General features: G+C 42.2%; 21 protein-coding genes and 1 pseudogene. 2 read left to right on the plus strand and 20 right to left on the minus strand.

What is annotated here, in order from left to right; translation table 11 throughout:
- Window positions 1-54 precede the first annotated feature (54 nt).
- The 4 genes from J2T19_RS14470 to J2T19_RS14485 all read right to left on the minus strand — a co-directional run bounded on the left by J2T19_RS14470 (window position 55) and on the right by J2T19_RS14485 (window position 3,911).
- Window positions 55-690 (minus strand): type 2 periplasmic-binding domain-containing protein, encoded by a 636-nt coding sequence (locus tag J2T19_RS14470; protein WP_307216844.1) that lies wholly within the window; start codon window positions 688-690, stop codon window positions 55-57.
- Between the two features lie 141 nt (window positions 691-831).
- Complete coding sequence (locus tag J2T19_RS14475) at window positions 832-1,467, minus strand: DUF8426 domain-containing protein (protein WP_307216845.1); 636 nt, start codon at window positions 1,465-1,467, stop codon at window positions 832-834.
- Window positions 1,468-1,738: 271 nt separating this feature from the next.
- On the minus strand, window positions 1,739-2,467 hold the full coding sequence (locus J2T19_RS14480; RefSeq protein WP_307216847.1) for an amino acid ABC transporter ATP-binding protein: 729 nt from the start codon (window positions 2,465-2,467) through the stop codon (window positions 1,739-1,741).
- Entirely contained in the window at window positions 2,460-3,911 is a 1,452-nt protein-coding gene (locus tag J2T19_RS14485; RefSeq protein WP_307216849.1) for an amino acid ABC transporter substrate-binding protein/permease, read from the minus strand. Before J2T19_RS14485 ends, J2T19_RS14480 begins: the two co-directional genes overlap by 8 nt.
- Window positions 3,912-4,257: 346 nt before the next feature.
- On the opposite strand from J2T19_RS14485, the gene J2T19_RS14490 reads away from it, so the two are divergent.
- A complete protein-coding gene (locus J2T19_RS14490; protein ID WP_307216851.1) occupies window positions 4,258-4,392 on the plus strand; it encodes a hypothetical protein in 135 nt (44 codons plus the stop codon).
- Here the strand turns inward: J2T19_RS14490 and J2T19_RS14495 are convergent.
- From J2T19_RS14495 to J2T19_RS14540, 10 genes are all read right to left on the minus strand, one after another.
- Window positions 4,389-5,081: a hypothetical protein gene (locus tag J2T19_RS14495; protein ID WP_307216853.1), complete on the minus strand. Its 693-nt coding sequence runs from the start codon at window positions 5,079-5,081 to the stop codon at window positions 4,389-4,391. The genes J2T19_RS14490 and J2T19_RS14495 overlap by 4 nt on opposite strands.
- Before the next feature lie 194 nt (window positions 5,082-5,275).
- Entirely contained in the window at window positions 5,276-5,818 is a 543-nt protein-coding gene (locus J2T19_RS14500) for a TlpA family protein disulfide reductase (RefSeq protein ID WP_307216855.1), read from the minus strand.
- Between the two features lie 12 nt (window positions 5,819-5,830).
- On the minus strand, window positions 5,831-6,544 hold the full coding sequence (gene ccmA, locus J2T19_RS14505) for a heme ABC exporter ATP-binding protein CcmA (protein WP_307216856.1): 714 nt from the start codon (window positions 6,542-6,544) through the stop codon (window positions 5,831-5,833).
- Complete coding sequence (locus J2T19_RS14510; RefSeq protein WP_307216858.1) at window positions 6,537-7,358, minus strand: ABC transporter permease; 822 nt, start codon at window positions 7,356-7,358, stop codon at window positions 6,537-6,539. Before J2T19_RS14510 ends, ccmA begins: the two co-directional genes overlap by 8 nt.
- A gap of 28 nt (window positions 7,359-7,386) precedes the next feature.
- Entirely contained in the window at window positions 7,387-7,956 is a 570-nt protein-coding gene (locus J2T19_RS14515; protein ID WP_307216860.1) for a nitrous oxide reductase accessory protein NosL, read from the minus strand.
- On the minus strand, window positions 7,953-9,377 hold the full coding sequence (locus J2T19_RS14520) for a right-handed parallel beta-helix repeat-containing protein (protein ID WP_307216862.1): 1,425 nt from the start codon (window positions 9,375-9,377) through the stop codon (window positions 7,953-7,955). The genes J2T19_RS14515 and J2T19_RS14520 overlap by 4 nt, the downstream gene beginning before the upstream one ends.
- A 289-nt stretch (window positions 9,378-9,666) precedes the next feature.
- On the minus strand, window positions 9,667-10,320 hold the full coding sequence (locus tag J2T19_RS14525; protein WP_307216864.1) for a response regulator: 654 nt from the start codon (window positions 10,318-10,320) through the stop codon (window positions 9,667-9,669).
- Window positions 10,317-11,162 (minus strand): sensor histidine kinase, encoded by an 846-nt coding sequence (locus J2T19_RS14530; protein WP_307216866.1) that lies wholly within the window; start codon window positions 11,160-11,162, stop codon window positions 10,317-10,319. The genes J2T19_RS14525 and J2T19_RS14530 overlap by 4 nt, the downstream gene beginning before the upstream one ends.
- Before the next feature lie 172 nt (window positions 11,163-11,334).
- Window positions 11,335-12,567 (minus strand): sialidase family protein, encoded by a 1,233-nt coding sequence (locus J2T19_RS14535; RefSeq protein WP_307216868.1) that lies wholly within the window; start codon window positions 12,565-12,567, stop codon window positions 11,335-11,337.
- Window positions 12,568-12,586: 19 nt separating this feature from the next.
- Window positions 12,587-12,955, minus strand: a complete 369-nt coding sequence (locus tag J2T19_RS14540) for a hypothetical protein (protein ID WP_239288768.1) — start codon at window positions 12,953-12,955, stop codon at window positions 12,587-12,589.
- Window positions 12,956-13,133: 178 nt separating this feature from the next.
- On the opposite strand from J2T19_RS14540, the pseudogene J2T19_RS14545 reads away from it, so the two are divergent.
- Window positions 13,134-13,889 (plus strand): annotated as a pseudogene (locus J2T19_RS14545) (DUF817 domain-containing protein); the annotation flags it as partial.
- Window positions 13,890-14,022: 133 nt separating this feature from the next.
- On the opposite strand, the gene J2T19_RS14550 reads toward J2T19_RS14545, so the two are convergent.
- From J2T19_RS14550 to J2T19_RS14575, 6 genes are all read right to left on the minus strand, one after another.
- Entirely contained in the window at window positions 14,023-14,502 is a 480-nt protein-coding gene (locus tag J2T19_RS14550; RefSeq protein ID WP_307216871.1) for a GNAT family N-acetyltransferase, read from the minus strand.
- A 266-nt stretch (window positions 14,503-14,768) separates the two neighbouring features.
- A complete protein-coding gene (locus tag J2T19_RS14555) occupies window positions 14,769-15,956 on the minus strand; it encodes an aminotransferase-like domain-containing protein (protein WP_307216873.1) in 1,188 nt (395 codons plus the stop codon).
- 182 nt (window positions 15,957-16,138) lie between these two features.
- Window positions 16,139-16,474 carry an antibiotic biosynthesis monooxygenase gene (locus J2T19_RS14560; protein ID WP_307216875.1) on the minus strand — a complete coding sequence of 112 codons (336 nt, stop codon included), beginning with the start codon at window positions 16,472-16,474 and terminating at the stop codon, window positions 16,139-16,141.
- 164 nt (window positions 16,475-16,638) lie between these two features.
- Window positions 16,639-17,079, minus strand: coding sequence for an aminoglycoside 6'-N-acetyltransferase (gene aac(6'), locus J2T19_RS14565; RefSeq protein WP_307216876.1), 441 nt, complete (start codon window positions 17,077-17,079; stop codon window positions 16,639-16,641).
- Window positions 17,080-17,148: 69 nt separating this feature from the next.
- Window positions 17,149-17,622 (minus strand): NUDIX hydrolase, encoded by a 474-nt coding sequence (locus tag J2T19_RS14570; protein WP_307216878.1) that lies wholly within the window; start codon window positions 17,620-17,622, stop codon window positions 17,149-17,151.
- 67 nt (window positions 17,623-17,689) lie between these two features.
- The gene (locus tag J2T19_RS14575) at window positions 17,690-18,211 is read right to left on the minus strand and encodes a DNA topology modulation protein (RefSeq protein ID WP_307216880.1); all 522 of its coding nucleotides are present in this window, start codon (window positions 18,209-18,211) and stop codon (window positions 17,690-17,692) included.
- Window positions 18,212-18,636 lie beyond the last annotated feature (425 nt).

Consider the following 18,636-nt stretch of genomic DNA (forward strand, 5'->3'; position numbering starts at 1 on the left):
ATATTCAATCTTTAGTAGGTTATGGAGAGACCATGAATCATCTCATGGTCTCTATTAGTCTATATTCTCAATACCACATTCACCAACTTGATTCTTCGTGAAAAAGTACGTGATTCCAGTGTTGTCGACACGTCCATCCGGATCTTTCTGAGCGAATCGTACACCTACCCGAATCTGTTCGCGCTGATTGATGTTCACTTTCTCAAGGATATCTAGATCGTAAAACATAAATTCTCGCCCTTCTTCACTCTCACTTGTGTAGTAGAAATGATACTTATTGGTTGCTGCGGAGTCCTTATTCAGATTCTCCTTGAATTTCTCGGGGTTATTCTCCACTACGGCTTCAATATTCCCTGTAAATTTGGATATGATCTCATTGTCGAAGAAGCTTTGTTTGTACTGGTCAAAATCGATGAACACACCTCGCTTGAACTCATCAGCGGTAATGCCTTTAATCTCCTTGTGTGCTGGATCAATCAACTGCTCTGAATCGGAGATGGCATCCGTGGATGTCTTGATTGCATTCATCGGCTCCTCTTGAGTAGATGGTACCTGATTAGTATTCGGGCTCGATCCATTGATTGCTTCACCGATCGTCGTACGCTCAGGGTCATCTGTATGCCCACATGCTGACAGAAGTACAGCTCCACTTACACAGATAGATAAAATACCATGGGAAAGTTTCTTCATATAATGTCATTCTCCTTGCACGGTTGGGATAAGGATGCACGTAATATCACATCACTACAAGTATAAACGCAATCAATCACGGTATAGTTACACTTAACCACACCAACCGACATATTCATTCATCCCTTACAAGTTTAATCATTACGATCTGGCATACTGTAAGATCGCCTCCGCTGCACGAATACGTATGTTGATGTCCTCACTGTCTAAAGCTTGTCTCATCACATGTAGAGACGCTTCAATAGTAGCTTTATCTACCTTGTATGTCGTAGAGTTCTTTCCTTCTGCCTCTTCCGTTGGCTCATTCACCCCTGTAACATAACGATCCAACTGTGCTTGTGATACCGGATGTTCAAATTGTGTCAGCGTAGCAGTCTGATGAATTAGGGCTTGTACTTTATCGTTTAAATCCTCCAAAGGCATTCTCCCCAACCAGGTAACACCTCGCCGGTGGCATATAAAGTCTTCTTCTACTCCTAACGAATCATCATAGTAATAGTCACCGAGATCTCCTACATACGCCCACTCCTCATCCTTGATAATGACGTAGTCCCCATCCTGCATCGTATGTACAAACGCATGAAGATCCTTCATCACACCTGCTAGCTCTGTGTCTTCTAATTTGTAATGTCCCCTCAACCGCTCTTTCCATTCTTCTGGGGATGTCTCTTCCAGATCTCCAGTACCAGGCCATGTCATACCAATAAAGTTATTCTCTAAAAATGAAGCTACATAGCTCATTTCACGTATGGTTGATTGGATATAAAATAAGTTCATTTGATCTGCGCCTCCCATACTTAATTATGTTATCTTCATATTGAAAAACCTTCAAGAGCTATGTCTTGAAGGTTTAGCATTAGAATATTAGTACGTGTTCAAAAAGGTCGTTTTTCAGTACCGAGAAAATGGGATGAAGATAGAAATGGAGTAGCGGAGCGTAGGCAAAACTACGTGAGCAACGGACATTTCGGCTGAATCCCATTTTCGATGCTGAGATGCGGCTCGCGCATCTTTCGTAATCAAAAGCGGACTTTTTGAACAACCTCTATTAGAGCACTTTTTCCAAGAAGCTGATTGTACGTTCATTCTTAGGATTCCCAAACACTTCTTCAGGGCTTCCTTCTTCTACGATGTAACCACCGTCCATGAAGATCACCCGATCGGCTACTTCACGTGCAAATCCCATCTCATGCGTAACGATCATCATCGTCATACCTTCACGAGCGAGATCCTTCATTACACCAAGCACCTCACCAACCATCTCAGGGTCAAGTGCCGAAGTTGGTTCATCGAACAACATAACATCTGGCGTCATAGCAAGCGCACGAGCAATGGCCACACGTTGCTTCTGACCTCCAGAGAGCTGGCTCGGGAAGCTGTTCGCTTTATCTGATAACCCTACACGGTCTAATAATTTTAGCGCCGTATCACGTGCCTGAGTTTCATTTAACAGACCAAGTTCTCTTGGTGCAAACGTAATGTTTTTCAGTACATTAAAATGAGGGAACAAGTTAAAGTGCTGAAACACCATACCGATATTTTCACGCGCTTTATTAATGTTTGTTTTGGGATCATTGAGATCTTGATCATCCACAATCACTCGACCCTCAGTTATTTCTTCCAGCTGGTTAATGCAACGCAAGAACGTACTTTTGCCCGATCCAGAGGGTCCAATGACACATACCACTTCACCCTCATTGACGGACATATCAATTCCTTTCAGAACATGATTCGTTCCGAAGCTTTTCTTCAATCCTTCAACTTTAATTTTACCCACGGCGAACCCTCACCTCCAGATAGTCAGCAACTTTGGTCAATGTGATAATAACAATCAGATACATAACCGCAACCGTTAACCAGATGTCAAAAGAGGTAAACGTTCTAGCGATAACAATCTTACCCGATTGCGTCAGCTCTACAAGACCAATAACAGACAAGATCGACGTATCTTTCAATGTGATTACCATCTGATTGATAAATGAAGGAATCATCACTCGAATCGCTTGTGGAATAACAATCTTCATCATTGCCTTACGATAAGGCAGGCCTAGTGAACGAGCTGCTTCCAGCTGTCCTGGATCAATCGATTGAATTCCGCCTCGAATAATTTCGGTTACGTAAGCTCCTGCGTTCAAACTAAGTGTTAAGATGGCTGCCAAGAACAGTGGCATCGTAAAGCCGAATGCTTGTGGAATCCCGAAGTAAATAAAGAAAGCCAGTACAATCAATGGAATACCACGGAACACGTCAACAAAAACGGTCGCAATTCCACGAAGAACCTTATTCTGTCCTACTTTCATAAATCCAAAGATCAGACCAATGATAAAGGCAAAGAACAGAGATACAATCGTGTACAATAATGTATTCCCTAACCCCTTGAACAGAGCTGGCAGTGAATTCTGAACATTCTCCCACCGGCTTGTTTCTCCAGCAGTTGGAGCATTGTCACCAACATATTTCTCCAGAATTTGGTCATACTCACCACTTGCTTTGATGTTCACGAGTCCTGCATCAAACATCTGAAGCAATTCTTGATTTTTACCCTTACTTACCGCAAATCCGTAAGAGTCTCCTTCTTCTTTCTTGGTTACAATTTTCAATCCATTATTTTGTTTAACCCCATAAGCAAGAACAGGCTGATCCTCGAAACATGCAATAGAATTACCTGTTATTACGTCCAGATACATCTGTGCAGAGTCCTCAAAAGGTACGATGGTAAAGCCATACTCAGAGGCGATGGATTCAGCAAAATTATATCCAGCCGTTCCCGTTTTTACGGCAACCTTTTGTCCCCGAAGATCTTCATAACTTTTCACTGTACCGTTATTCGCGCTAATCCCCATAACAACACCTGATGGATAATAAGCTTCCGAGAAATCAAATACTTTCTTTCTCTCGTCCGTAATGCTCATCCCTGCGATGACGCCATCAACTTGATTCGACTCAAGCGCTTGAACGGCTGCATTAAATCCGAGAGCCTTGATCTCGTACTTGAAATTCTGATCCTTGGCAATGGCCGCCATTAGATCCATATCAATACCTACAAAATTACCATTCGCATCCTCAAATTCGAATGGGGCAAATGTAATGTCCGTACCGATGACATAAGTTTTGCCTGAATTCGCTTCTGTTGCGGATGCTCCCCCTGCCCATCCAGATAACCCTGTCACTAGGAGCAAAACCAGGGTAAGTACAAAAAATGAGACCTTTGTTGTTTTCATATGTCCTCCTCTTCTCGGTCTCCTCCGAATCAATCCTTATTATTCTTTGGAGTTGGTGTCAGTGTTACACTTTTTTTATTAGACGTATTGCCCATTATACATATTATTTTATATTGAGAAAATATAATTTTAAGTATTTGTTGTTTTCGAAAGCTTATCGTATGTTAACTACTGCATTTCTACATCATGGCTGACCAAATAGTTCAAGTAAAGTTAATCTGACCTATATGAAGGCTTCATATACAGGGAACAATATAAAGTATGAAGGCGTTTAAGTTCACCTTTTACATTCTCTGATCGCATCGTAAAATTTTGTTAATTTATTTCTTCTAAAGGAGCATAACCCATGCTAAATTTCTTTTCGAAATTGTATTCGGAATATTTAGTCATTCCACGAGCCATTCGTTTGGTGATCCTATGGGGATGGGTCATTTTGTTTATCGTAACAGGCATACAATTGGGGTGGTTCAGGATCGGTTAAAAATTGATTTCATCTTTGAACTCCACAATCTTTTCAAAATGAGGCCTCATCTCATTTAAAATGATCGATTTGAGCTGCTCCATACTTCTCTCATCCCCCCATTGTAATTGATGATCTGTACTTGTCTTGTATGATGCAAGTGTCTTATCCAATGCACGCAGTTCTTTCGCAATCGAAGCAAGTACCGTTTGGGTTTCCTGAGGAATTAACTTGGGCTTATCCTTCCAATAATGATGACTGATTCCATACATTAATCCATATAGACCACTGCCGTATGCGAGTTGATACACCTCCTTCTGTTTTGCTGATGTCATAACAGAGTGATCGTATTCGATCATATACCTAGGTTTAGATGTAGATATGTAATTATCACTGAACTCAATAAGTGTCGTTAGATATTGAGTCGCATCCTTCGCCTGCACTTTGGCTTGGTCAAGCAGCTTTTGAACCTTTGCTGGTGGTACCTGATTTGTCACCTGACTAAGATCTTCAAGCGTTTGTGCGAGTGGCTTGAAGGAGTGGCCTTCTTTGAGAAGTGTGATGTAACCACTATTATTTTTGGATTGGTATAGCTCCATTAGCACATCTTCGTTTGCTTTCGCTTCGTTTAATCGGTGCTCATAATAATAGAACACGATTACCAGTATGGCGATAAATATCCAGTACCGTTTCATCATTGCTTTATTCATCCTTCATCTGCCATTTCTATTCGTATTCATATCCCTTTACTGTGGATAATAATTGGCATATCTGAGAATTGTAGCATATGACCAAAGCAGCTAATACAGGAGATTATTACCATCCTTTTCTCCCTATTAAACAATATGAACAAAAAAGAACCTCGTTTTCGAGGCTCTTTCAGCGTATCTGGCTCAATTCATTATTATTTGGCATCCTCCAGCCACTGCGCAAGTGGTGTATCATTCGTGAGCTCACCTTGTAAAATGTGGCTAAACTTGCCTTCTCGATCAATCACCATCGTTGCGGGTAAACCGGTGATACGATACATGCTGGATATTTTGCCAGTCACATCAACAATTACAGGAAAATCAAATTGCTGTTCATTCATAAATTCTCGAATTGTACCCTTGGACTCTCCAACATTCACAAACAGTGTCTCAACATCTTCTTGGTGCACATCTGCCGTCTGATGCAGCAAAGGCATTTCTCTTACACAAGGTGTGCACCATGATGCCCAGAAGTTAATCATAACTACCTTACCTCGATAATCGGATAGAGAAACTTCATCGCCCACTGAATTGGGAGCCATGAAGTCAGGGGCAGTGGCACCAGCCTCAATTGACCCTACTCGTTGCGTCTGGGACGGTGAGAGTCCCTGAAATACAGCCCACACACCAGCCAGCACTGCAATGGTTCCGATCAATATGGTGATGGTGCGCCTGATATGACGTTTAAGTTTTCGCAACAGGTATCACCTTCACTTTATCCCTAGACTTTGATGAAATGCAGCATGAAGCGAACCAAACTGTTCGCGAAATTGATGTGTTGTACCACTTCCAACGTTCTGCCCATTGTTCATAAAAACAATATGATCAGCGAGATCATCCGCAATGTCTAACTGATGAGTGGAGAACACAACCATATGACCCTGCTGCTTAATTTCTTTGACAAGCTGTGCAAATTCATGCATCCAGAATGGGTCTAACCCATTCGTTGGTTCGTCCATAACGAGCAGTGGTGGCTTCGCCAGCAGTGCCTGTGCAAATAGTACACGCTGTCGCATGCCCTTAGAGAAGGTTGCGACACGTTTATTTTTTTTGTCCTCCAAGCCTACCATCTTCAGCACTTCCTGTACCCTCTCTTTGGAAACTCGCCGCAGTGCAGCCCAGAATAAGAGGATCTCTTCTGCCGTCAGACTCTGATTAAACTGATAATCATCTGGCATGTACCCAATCTGTTCCGAATACCGTTTACGGTCACTCTTCTGCCCTACTTGATTCACAACGATATCTCCTGATGTAGGACGAAGGATACCTGCTATCATACGTAGCACAGTGCTCTTGCCAGCACCATTACCTCCACATAAAGCGAGTACGTTACCTGAAGAGATGTGAAAAGAAATCCCCTCTACGATCGATTGTTTTTTTATCGTTTTACATAGTTCGTTGATGCTAGCCTCCACGTTATCCATGGGAACGTCCCCTTTCCCAGATCCCGTACACAACAAGTACAGAACATGTAATCCACAGCAGACAGATCGTTAAGAAAATCCAACTGCCACTCGGTTGCTGCACCCATGTCACCCATTGGTAATATTCCGGTCCGAGCACCGAGCCCCCGCCAAGTTTAATTACGACATATAAACGTACCAGCTCGGCTGGATTGAGGAAAGTTAGCACAACAAGCAATGGTTTGACCCACAAAAAAGGCACAATACCTAAGATCGCAAGCAAGAGCGTAGGCCATCCGATCACTGCAAAGAACCAAATGGATACCGAAATGGTTAACGCTTGCCACCGATTTTTGGATATGGAGCCGATGAACAGGGCAAGCGTTAGGAATAATAGGACTAATCCACAGGAGAATGCCAGAAACAATACATACGTTGTCACGTTTAACGCGCTACCGATCACTCCACTGATAAGACCCATCAAACCATATCCAAATGCTACAATGGTAATCAACACCACTGACAAGCCAAGATATTTTCCAACAATAAAGGACATCGTACCGATTGGATAGGTAGACAACAGTTGCCAGCTGCCCTCTTCCTTCTCCGAAGTTAGTGAGAAAGAACCTAGAAATAACGTCATTAATGGCAATAGATAGAGAATGAGATTTAACATCGAGCCGGTTGTACCGGAATATCCTTGAACAAAGTTCTGTGAATTAATGAGCAGTAAGCTTAAGCTAAATGTGCAAAAAAGGATTAGAAACGAATACGCCCAGGGATTGCGAAATCCCATCTTCACTTCTCGCTTGGCTACCAGTAACATGTCTACCATATTCGATCACCCTGATTACTCATCATCACTAGTGACCCGATTCTTCCTTCTTCTCGCCTTCCTCATGCATTCCTTCCTCGCTCATTCCCTCTTCCCCATGTCCGTGATCATGTCCATGATCTCCCATATCCATCATCTCCGTGCTCTGTTTCCAGTCATGGGATGCGAGATCTTCAGCAGTCATGATGGTTCCAACGCCTTGCTCCGTAACAAACGCTTCAGCAGATGCTTTATCCTTGAAATTAAGGACGCCATATGCCATCGGTGTGCGCAGAGAAGCATCATAAACATAGGTCGCTTTGCTGTATTCAATCCATTCCTTGTCATTATAATCACGTACAAAATCCATTCCGATGTTCTCAGTCCCATTTTCTTCTTTCCATTGGTTCATGCACCCGATGTCGTCAAACTTATAGTTCTTGCCATCCTTAGTTGTAAGCTGTGTTGCATAGGCATCATCCTTCACCTGCATCTTGCAAATGGCACAAATATCCACGTCTTCATTAATTGGTAATGCCGCATATTTGGTTGACCCGCAAGCCGTTAATACCAAAAACCCTATCATAAGCAGTAATGTCATTGTCCATCGTTTGTTCATTTACGTAATCCTCCCGAATAAATCATAATACAAGCTGAGATACATAATAAAAATACTCCGATAACCCATACCGGTATGGCGTCATTCGTTGTACCTGGTTGCTGTTGCGGCTCCATTGTCATCGTCATCAGAGGTGATTGATCTGTTGACCAATTCTCTTTGCCTTCTGTAAACAACTCACTCAAAAAGACCATCCCTGGGGATTGAAAGAAAAGCTGATAGGCTGAATTCCTACTAATTAATTGCTCATAGAATGGATTAATTCCATAAGCCATTTCACTAACTCCATCACCATTCAGATCAAGTCCCCGGAAGGTGTCCCAATAATTAGATGAAATCTCGTTACTTTGGCTATGTACTGCCGAAGCATCAATCACATTGGATATGAACTGGTTCTCATTGAGTCGGTTGCCTTCTGCAAGTACAAGCTGAAACCCGATGAAATTACGCAGAACCTCATTACCACGAATATCGTTATCTGTGGACTCCGCAATGTTCATTCCGACTCGATTGCCTTCCACAATATTGTTCGCTATGGAAGATTGATGAACGTCGTATAACAGGATGCCTTGTGAATGTACGTTTTCACTCTGTTTCCGAAATGAATTGCCCGATACCGTTGTATTCTTCACGCCCATAATCATGGCACCGGTGATGTTGTTCTCACCTACATTGTCCAAGACGTACGAGCTATCCATATACATGCAGTGGATACCATATCTTGTATGTAGCAACGTATTGCCTTTTACAGTAGCTTCATGGCTATTCTCCATATAGATCCCGTCGAGCATACCCCTAATTTCATTGCCTTCAATATGGTTGCGATGAGCGTTGTAGAGATCAATCCCGTTACCCTTCTGACTACTTGAAGCCGTCTCGGAACCCGTCCATGTAATGTCGTTTTCTCGGAATATTCCCTCATTAGCATCACGAGCAAGAATGCCAAAACCCTGTGTCTGAATATGTATATCCTTGATCTCTGCATGATTGGCTTCAACCTGAATAGCTGCTGTAGGTGTACTATGCTGATGTAAAATAGTAAAGCCCTGCAACTTTACGCCATCTGCACGAATGTTGATCGTGGATTCAGGAGAATTCGTAGATGCAGACTGAATTGAGCTTGTATCTGTGCTCACGATCATCACAGAGGAATCTCCCAGAAGGGATATGCTCTTGTCTATAGTCGCGGGGCCGATGTACATGCCTGGCTTGAGTGTAAGCTCTTCTCCAGGATCCATCGCGTTAATGATCCCTTGCAGCGGAATGAAGCTCTGTTCTTTTGAAGCGGCAGACGCATTCCCTGACAAGAATAGAAGCTGAATCAGCATCCATATAAACAGCCATAGAGTAAGGACGCTCCAAGAGGTGACTTTGCGATTGAAGTTGTTTGACATGTTGAGATGTATGCGAGCATTACGCATGAATTGCCCTGTAGCTAGGCGAACCTTCTAGGATAACATAGGTAGACATGCTGAGTTCATTGCATTTGAAAAAGAGTAAAGCTTTATATTCGGTCTTCAAATTCATTCCTCCATTCTTCAGTAGCCTTAACACAATACTGCTCATAGTGTACATAAAAACCTAATGTTTCCATATAGCCCAACATGGCTATAATACGTGATTGTTTGTGGCTAAATTGTGAGATACATGACAATGGTGTTGTCCCTTTTCACTTTTTCAATTCTTCTGAGAACAAGAAAAAAAAGCTTACTAGGAGTAATGAGTATCCGAAATAAGCCCTTGCTCCAATGCATAACGAGTAAGTTGAACTCGGTTTTGCACCTGTAACTTCTGCAGAATATTCTTCAGATGATTCTTAACCGTATATTCTGAAATGTTATATTTCTGCGCGATTTCTTTGTTCGTCCATCCTGCAGCTACTCCGTATAAAATGTCCTTTTCTCTAATAGTCAGAGGCACATCCGGCTCTTTTTTCTCCGTTAAGGTTACGTCCTTTAAGATCTGATAAGCTACCTCACGGCTCAAGGTCGCCTCTTCAGTAACGATGGAATGAAGATATTCTAGCCACATGGAAGGTTCAAGGTTTTTCAACAAATAACCCTGTGCCCCACACTTTAGTGCTTCCAGCAAATGAAATACATCGTCCGAGACGGTAATCATCACGATTTTCACATAAGGGAACATCAGCTTAATCCGCTTCGTCGCTTCCAATCCGTTCATTATTGGCATCTGAATGTCCATTAGAATGAGATCAGGAAGCCACTGCTCTGTAAAATCAATGGCCTGCTGGCCGTCAGTCACAACTCCAATCACTTCAAGAGACGCATCCATGGATAAAATATCACAGATCGCTTCTCTGGCATGCACATGATCATCAACAACAAGCACCCGAATATGACTCATACATGTTCACCATCTTGGCTAAATTGGACAACGGTGTACTCCCGTTCTCGATATAACTTCAAACTCCAGTTCATCGCTTTCAGCCTCTCTTTCATAATATGTAGTCCATATCTATCTTTCATTGCAAACGGATCTCCGGCAAAGCCTTTACCATTATCTTTAATCGTTATTAATCGATATCCATTATTATTCTCACCCGTGATCCAACCTTGGGATGCTCTGGCATGCTTCTGAATATTTACAACAGCCTCGCGCATACACGCGAGAAGCTCAATCTTCTCTTTGGCGTTAAAGACTTCATCCTCAATGTTCCATTCCAGATTAATGGGGATTGGAGTATCTCTAATTATTCTTCCAATTTGGTTACGAAGTGAGATCGAATCTAGCGTGGGTGGTGCTGTCTGGCTCTGAGAGTCATATCTGAGATTAGCTATCGATTGACGCACATATCGATTCACTTCATGAACGGTTTTCCGAATTGCATATACTTCGTCCAGGTGCTTCTCTTGTTTACGCTTAGATTCCAGACGTTCTACTTGTACAGAAAGTAAGAAGAGAGATTGTGCAATGCCATCGTGCAGCTCCTTCGCTAATTTCTCACGAGATTCCAGCACGGCCTTAGCCGCTCGTTCTAGCTCCAATTCCTTTTGGATACGTTCCATGTTACGAAATAGCTTCTTGACGAGCGTAACACTTACAACATAAACCATGACAGGCGTAAGCCAGTTGCCGAGATCCATAGAGATATAGGGTAAAAGAAATTGGTGACGTACGTACTCCCATACACCAACAGTTAAGGTTGGGATGAGCAAAATCATCCACTTGATCTGTTTATAAGACATGCTTTCCCTCCTGGGATTCCTAATCATACGATGAAGCGCATGAATTGATTGCATAGCTATACCTAACTCTAAACAGCATACGTTGTACACATGCAAAAGGCATGACCCCTTAGAGCCATACCATAGGTGATTTAACTTCTAATTGTAAACATTGTTTGAACGATCATGGAATTTACGTTCCGAAATAGACATCTAATTTACCAGTAGGAGGCGTTGTTGCCATCCACACCGCAGCAAGATTGTCCGGAGCAGATGTTTGTGCTGTGATATAATCTCCGATCAGTACTGTCGGTACTGGCGAGATTCCATTTGGATTAAACGAGGTTGTGGTCAGTCGGCGATTGGTGAAGGTAGCTCCTCCATCAAACGACTCTGCAACAAAAACATCCAGCAGAAATCCATCGATCCGGTTGGAGTAATAGATAACCCTAATCGTGCCAGCGAATGGTGAGACGGTAATAAACGGAAAGAAATTTTGCGTTCCTGGAGGTGCAGCCGTAATGCTGACTGGATCAAACCAGAGCAAGCCATCTGGTGAACGAGAAAGTAGCACATCGGTGTATCCATTACGTGCATCATTCCAAACGGCATATACCGTTCCGCTAAAGGGGCTAATAGAGATATCAGCTCCAAGGCATAAATTGGTCTGTACTCGAAATTGGTAGTTGGGCACAGGCAACGGTGAAGGTGCAGGTACAACAGAAGAAATAAATGTAGCCTGTCTCTCGACCGGCGGTTGATAGTTGATCCCGCCATCATAAGATATACGTAACAATGCAGAGGGGCTCGCTGGCCCGGTAATAATGTACCCTGCATACACCTCTCCAGAGAAGCCTACAGCTAATGCTGCCCGGTCATGTATTCCCCTCGGATTAGATTGTCGATCAGGGCCTTCCCACGTCAACCCTTGATCCAGCGATCGCTGAGTAAATATGGATGAAGACGTTGTTGCGAGCGGCGTATATCCAACATAGGCATTACCTCGATACGGACTGCCGGGTGAACGATCAACAGCAATGAACGGCTCATCATTATGAATCACTGTGCCATATCCTGCTTGAACGATAACCGGTGGTTGCCAGCTTAATCCATTATCAAATGAGGTATAACTGACAATCGTACCATCATTAATACCGTTAAATACGTGGACTGTCACAATAAAAGTGCTTGGAAATGTATAGTCAATGGTGGGTGCCTCTGCACCCGAATATCCCGGAGGGTTGGGGAATACCGTTGTTGACCAGGTGCTGCCGCCATCTATGGTGCGATATAATCCTGTCAATGTGGGGCCGGTGCTTGTATCTACAGCAACCACACACATAATATTGGGATTAAGCGTATTAACCGCAATCGAAGGTTCGAATTGATTCCCTGCCAATGCTCCAGTAATATTAACTACAACCATGCATATCACCTCATTTCTTCTAAGGAATATTGGTAAATCGGTCTATCAATGACATCTCCGATTGAAGAATTCGCTGGATAAGCTGACCCGTTGAATCGACGCCATACACATTAATCATCGTACTTGTGGCACTGAAATAATCACTTTGTACTTCGTAAAAGGATGCACTGATAAGTGGATATACAAAAGTTCTGCCTGCTTGGGGAGCCAGCTGAAATAAGTCATGACCCACCGGAATTCGTACGGTCTGTGTAGAATCCCATCTGAAGACCTCAAGCTCAACATTGACAGCAGCGTTAAGAGAGTCGTTAAGGCAAGTCACGATAACCTGGGTAGACTGCGTTGTTCCCGTAATGGGGTTATAGATAAGACCCGTGCTAAAAGGCACAAGTATTCACTCCCTTCTCCTGCAACGTTCTACTTAAGGGGATTTATCGTATAATATGTTGTCCTACTTTCAACGGAACGGCGTTCAACTAAAGATAAAAAAAGCCACCGATCTCTCTAAGATCAGCAGCTCTTTTGGAGGAGTAAAACGATACATGAAATCCATCATACAGTTATAACATTTTGGCTATCATCAGGCGATGAGTTGTATTTTCCCAGTCGTTATTTTTGGGACATTAGCGCTTACGAGTGTCATTCCAGTGCCTTTTTTTCATCGTTATGATGCCATCTTAATTATTCTTTTGATCGTGCAATATCTGATGTACCGCAGTGGTTTGGAAACGCTTGATGAAATCAAGGTCATCTGTGTATTTCACTTGATTGGTTTGCTACTTGAGATATATAAAGTATGGATGGGCTCATGGTCTTATCCTGAACCTGGATATACTAAACTATTGGGTGTTCCACTATACAGTGGGTTTATGTACGCAAGTGTAGCTAGCTTTATGTGCCAAGTGTGGCGCAGACTTCGGATGGACATGACGGGCTGGCCAGGCGGAGTGTCCTCCGTATTGCTGGGAGCGGCAATCTACCTTAACTTTTTCACACATCACTTTATTCCCGACTTTCGCTGGTGGCTCACAGCACTTGTGTTTGTTGTCTTCTGGAAAACATGGATTATCTACCGTGTACGTGCTACGACCTATCGGATGCCTCTATCTCTAGCTTTTATCATTGTTGGATTCTTCATCTGGACTGCTGAGAACATCGCCACGTTCTTCAATGGTTGGAAATATCCTGATCAGCATGAAGCATGGCAACTCGTGAGCTTCAGCAAGATCAGCTCATGGTTCCTCCTTGTTATTATTAGTGTCATCATCGTTGCACAGCTTAAATATGTGAAAGCCAATCGAACGCGAAACATTCTTTATTAAATTTAGGTATACGTTATTAAGATAATTGTAGACTAATGTAGCAACGTATACACAAAACTCCCCACTCTTAAGAAAGATTAGGCCGAGTGGGGAGTTTTAATTGAGCGTTGTTCACTTAATCATAGATAACGTTTCAGAGACTCGCTGGTTGTTGAACTAAGTCTTTCTGATAAGCCAACACTTGATCCCAGTCTCCGTGAAAAATAGGAATCCGATAATATCCCATTCGTTCATATAATGCAGCCGCTTCTGGTTGCAGCGGACCTGTCTGTAGCTTCAAATTACGATAGGCAAAATGTATAGCAAGACGTTCAGCCTCAGCTAAAATTGCTTGAGCAACGCCTTTACGCCTATAGTCAGAGCGTGTATACATGCGCTTCACTTCCACGGAATTTTCATCAAGGGGTCTAATGGCTCCACAGCCAACAGGATATCCGTCTAACCGAGCTACAATAAACGCTGATCGGGGAACCTCCACGTCAGAGAGTTGGAATCCTGCCGTTCCGTCACCTCCGTACAACAATCCGAGCTCCTCGCTCAGCTCCTTTATTAATTGTACTGAATCCTCACTTCTTACATCTTCGGCGGCAGCAAGCACGATTGTCGACGACATGCGAATCCCCCTTTATCTCATTGGATTTATTGGTATATTTTTATGATTAATCTAAATTATCATGAACAACCCTGAGCGTCAATTGCTTCATCTATAGAATTATTTGATAAGACATCTACATCTATGCTTAGATTCAAGGAATTATCGAGATTACGTAGCGGAATAGAGAGCTATTCATAGAACGTTGAACAAAAAAACCGCCAGGTTGGCGGTTCTCCAAGCTATTCGGTAATACGAGTACTCGTAGAATCCATATTATATTGTCCTTACTTATAGGAGTCTAACACCTGACCCAAAATTTGAATTCCTTTTACAATTTGCTCATCCGATGGTGTTGAGAAATTCAGCCTAATGGCATTACACGCTTCGCTCTCATCCACGAGGAAAGCTGTACCAGGGACAACCGCAACCCCTTGAGCAGCAGCAGTCTTGGCATATTCGAGCATCGGAACTTGATGGGGCAGATCACACCAGAGGAAAAGCCCTCCTTCGGGTTGAGTGAAGGTAATACGCTCACCCATGTGCTGCTTCAACTGTTCAATCATTAAAGCTGATTTTCTATGGTAAATTGTTCGAATGCTGTCAATATGACTGTCGTAGTCATACTCCGCCATGAACTTGTACGCCAAAATCTGTGGAAGCATAGCGGTATGTACATCCTCACCTTGCTTAGCCACAACCATCTTCTGAACAACCTCGTACGGTGCAAGCACGTAACCCACACGCAGACCCGCAGATAGAATTTTGGAGAAGGAACCTACATAAATGACAAGACCTTCAGCATCCATCGATTTAATGGTTGGAACATCTTGTCCCTTGAATCGAAGTTCACCGTATGGATTATCTTCAAGAATCATGACACCATACTTTTTCGCTAAATCATAGATTGCCTTACGCTTCTCTTCACTTGTTGTAATACCCGTTGGATTCTGGAAGCTTGGGATCACGTAAATCAGCTTCACGTTCTGCTCTGTTTGCAGAGCATGCTCTAGCTTCTCAATATCCATTCCGTCAGTCTCCATAGGCACACCAACTAACTTAGCCCCCGCTGCTCGAAACGTATTCAAGGAACCGATGAAGCTTGGGCTCTCACAGATTATCGTGTCACCCTCATTACAGAAAACTTTACAAGCAAGCTCAATGCCCTGTTGCGCACCAGATACGATGAACAATTCATCTGATTCTTGGCCTGTATTGAAGCCTGTTTTCAAATGTGTCGTTAGTGCTTCTCTTAGCGGGGCATATCCTTCTGTAATTCCGTATTGAAGAGCCGTCACCGGATCATGTTCCAGTATGGATTGTGTGAACGTACGTATCGCCTCAATCGGAAACGTCTCTGGTGCAGGATTACCTGCCGAGAACGGGATAACGTTCTGACCTGAAGTTGCTTTTAAAATTTCACGAATGATGGATGGCTGTAATGCAGCAATCCTGTTGGAAAATGAGTAGTCCATCGTAATAATGCCTCCTATTTGTCGGTACATCAATTGTTGTCTGTGTTGATATTTAACCTCTATTGTCTCGACTTGCTTGTACTTCTTACATTCGTAGATTGTATCATAAGTGAATTCATCCGTTCATCCATAAAATAAAAGAAACACGACTAACCGGCGAATGGTCAGTCGTGCTTAGCGAATTATGAATTACTGAAAGAACCGCTGCCTGACTTCACTGTCTGTACCTCATACATGTTAACAGTCGTACTGATTAGATATTCTGGCTTCTCTTGCGATTTTTTCTCACGGTGTCCTTTGATATGTACATCGCTTTTCTCCCAGTTTTTCCACGCTTCTTCTGATTCCCAGCGAATGATGACAAGAACTTCTTCTTGCTCTTTGTTGCGCTTGTTGACCATCACACTGAAATCAATAAGACCTGGCATATCCATAATTGGTGATGGACCACTCCATCGTTCTACGACCTGATCACTATACCCTTTTTGTATAATCATGCTTCGAGTTTGGATTAACATCATTACCTCCTACATCGGTATCAAATTTTGAACTAAATGAGGTGTAGCCATATTACTTTGCTCTGCTAGCTTAGCTATCCTCAACTTCTATTCTAATTCAATTGAAAATGATTATCAATGATAATCGATGTGAAGATGTGAAGCTTAAGCTGATTTCAGGTTACTCACTTCAAGTCTTTAATAAAAGCAACAATTCGATTCGCTTCTGTGAATCCAATCTTCGCATGAAATGCTTGGCTTGCATGGTTCGTAAGCTCCGTATCTGATGCGATCTGGGTACAACCTACAGACTTCGCCCATTTCTCTCCTGCTTCAACTAATCGTTTTGAGATACCTTGATTCCTGTACTCTTGCTCGACGTAAATGCCCTCAACATAGCCAACAGGCGAGGAATTAGATCCTTCAACATAATCAGTTCTTATCGATAAGTGAATAAATCCAACGTACCTCTGTTGAGCCTTTGCAAGATACAGCATATCTTTATCTGATTGTAATACATCTTCAAAGCCAGCTCTTAAGTGTTCCCACGTATTCTCGGGCCATAATTTTAAGGCTAATTGTGTCACTTCATCTAGGGTTGTCTCATCTGCCTGTACAATCTCCATCCCTGCACCTTCTTTTCTTATAATTAGTTTCCCATCATCAATGTAAGCCTTATTAAATATCATTTGCTCCTAGCTCGCAGTAATTGTTATGGCACAGGGTAAACTCGAATTCTTGATCGTTACCGTGTATTTCTTCATTTGCTTATCTGCACATTCATCCCATTTGTCTGAGAACAGATAGAACATATCTCCAAAGTTCATTCCTTCGGGTAAATTATCTTCGAATTTGATCTCCGCAATCTCCGAATCAGGTAATTCGTCTAACACCTTTACCTTAGCGTGAAAAACCATGCCCAAACTTCCGTTCAACTTATAAATACCGTAGGGAGTGAGTTCGAATTCTACCGCTCCTGTCTCCTCATACAGCTCTCGACTTGCAGTTTCTAACATCGTTTCCCCTGGTTCTCTATTGCCCCCTGGGATCTCCCAACCTCCTCGTTTGCTATTTTTAATAATTATGAACTTATCTTCAAAGGTTGTGAGCATAATTGCAAACTGTATTGCATCATGATTAATCTCATTAATATCATACCAATAGCTCATGCTATCCTTCTTCCTCATGTTTATTTATGTTTCTCAATAGTCGATATACTGAATAATTGATTTATAATTAAAGGCTTCTATTATTTTCTATTCTGCTTATAAATTCATCTACTTGTTTTCTAGTATTCAAAATAATGACTTGTTTATCTCCCTGCATATGTTCGAGCTTCTTCAGAACGTTCATTCCACTTCTTTTCTTATAATTCCAGACCCATTTCACGAATTCCCAATCCAACTTTTCATTACATCCTTCATTCATATCGGGTCTACTCTTGTTATGGTACATCAATCGCCGTTTGATAATTCGATAGCAGCATAAGAGCCTGGGCATATCCAAAAAGATAATGACATCCGCTCTCTCCATCCTCGTATTCATTGTTCTTGAATAGTTGCCGTCCATAATCCATTGATCTTGATTAGTAAACTTATTAATCATCTGATCCCACTCATCATTCGGTTTAGGAACCCAGTTTGGATTCCAGAAGTAAGCATCTAAATGAATCACAGGAAGATTAAGCATGTTACCTAACTTTTTGGAAAGCGTTGATTTACCAGAACCGCCTGATCCTATTATCAATATTCGATTCATTTCGTTCTCCTTATGTCATCAGAGTTCTGAAATTTTTACTTATTCGATTATCTTGCTTTTATTTATAGGCTTGTTCTTCAGGAAAAATAACGACCACCAAAAAAACAAAAATATTGTTCCTTCAACGACAAAAATAGCCCCAATAGAACCGCGCTGTAGTTGAATAATTAAATATTGCAATTCATCCAATCCATCGTTTCTTCGAATACTAAGGATAACAAAAGTTATTGGGATTAACATGGATAAAACAATGGACAGTATTGATAGATTCAATAGCTTTCTACGAAATACACTTACGATTGCACCCCCAAGGGTCAAGAGGAAGAACAACCAGAACAGTATTAACATCCATCCAGGAAGTGTTTCATACATATGTAGTCTCAGCCTTCCCCTGATAATCTCGGGATAAAAGATAATTCACAGCA

The sequence above is a fragment of the Paenibacillus tundrae genome (genome assembly GCF_030812775.1).
GTDB classification, from domain to species: domain Bacteria; phylum Bacillota; class Bacilli; order Paenibacillales; family Paenibacillaceae; genus Paenibacillus; species Paenibacillus tundrae_A.

Excerpts from the sequence above, each read along its gene's own strand:
- J2T19_RS14470 (WP_307216844.1), bottom strand. The coding sequence starts at position 690 with ATGAAGAAACTTTCCCATGGTATTTTATCTATCTGTGTAAGTGGAGCT.
- J2T19_RS14475 (WP_307216845.1), bottom strand. The coding sequence starts at position 1,467 with ATGAACTTATTTTATATCCAATCAACCATACGTGAAATGAGCTATGTA.
- J2T19_RS14485 (WP_307216849.1), bottom strand. The coding sequence starts at position 3,911 with ATGAAAACAACAAAGGTCTCATTTTTTGTACTTACCCTGGTTTTGCTC.
- J2T19_RS14490 (WP_307216851.1), top strand. The coding sequence starts at position 4,258 with ATGCTAAATTTCTTTTCGAAATTGTATTCGGAATATTTAGTCATTCCA.
- J2T19_RS14495 (WP_307216853.1), bottom strand. The coding sequence starts at position 5,081 with ATGAATAAAGCAATGATGAAACGGTACTGGATATTTATCGCCATACTG.
- ccmA (WP_307216856.1), bottom strand. The coding sequence starts at position 6,544 with ATGGATAACGTGGAGGCTAGCATCAACGAACTATGTAAAACGATAAAA.
- J2T19_RS14510 (WP_307216858.1), bottom strand. The coding sequence starts at position 7,358 with ATGGTAGACATGTTACTGGTAGCCAAGCGAGAAGTGAAGATGGGATTT.
- J2T19_RS14515 (WP_307216860.1), bottom strand. The coding sequence starts at position 7,956 with ATGAACAAACGATGGACAATGACATTACTGCTTATGATAGGGTTTTTG.
- J2T19_RS14520 (WP_307216862.1), bottom strand. The coding sequence starts at position 9,377 with ATGCGTAATGCTCGCATACATCTCAACATGTCAAACAACTTCAATCGC.
- J2T19_RS14525 (WP_307216864.1), bottom strand. The coding sequence starts at position 10,320 with ATGAGTCATATTCGGGTGCTTGTTGTTGATGATCATGTGCATGCCAGA.
- J2T19_RS14530 (WP_307216866.1), bottom strand. The coding sequence starts at position 11,162 with ATGTCTTATAAACAGATCAAGTGGATGATTTTGCTCATCCCAACCTTA.
- J2T19_RS14535 (WP_307216868.1), bottom strand. The coding sequence starts at position 12,567 with ATGGTTGTAGTTAATATTACTGGAGCATTGGCAGGGAATCAATTCGAA.
- J2T19_RS14550 (WP_307216871.1), bottom strand. The coding sequence starts at position 14,502 with ATGTCGTCGACAATCGTGCTTGCTGCCGCCGAAGATGTAAGAAGTGAG.
- J2T19_RS14555 (WP_307216873.1), bottom strand. The coding sequence starts at position 15,956 with ATGGACTACTCATTTTCCAACAGGATTGCTGCATTACAGCCATCCATC.
- J2T19_RS14560 (WP_307216875.1), bottom strand. The coding sequence starts at position 16,474 with ATGTTAATCCAAACTCGAAGCATGATTATACAAAAAGGGTATAGTGAT.
- J2T19_RS14570 (WP_307216878.1), bottom strand. The coding sequence starts at position 17,622 with ATGAGCTATTGGTATGATATTAATGAGATTAATCATGATGCAATACAG.
- J2T19_RS14575 (WP_307216880.1), bottom strand. The coding sequence starts at position 18,211 with ATGAATCGAATATTGATAATAGGATCAGGCGGTTCTGGTAAATCAACG.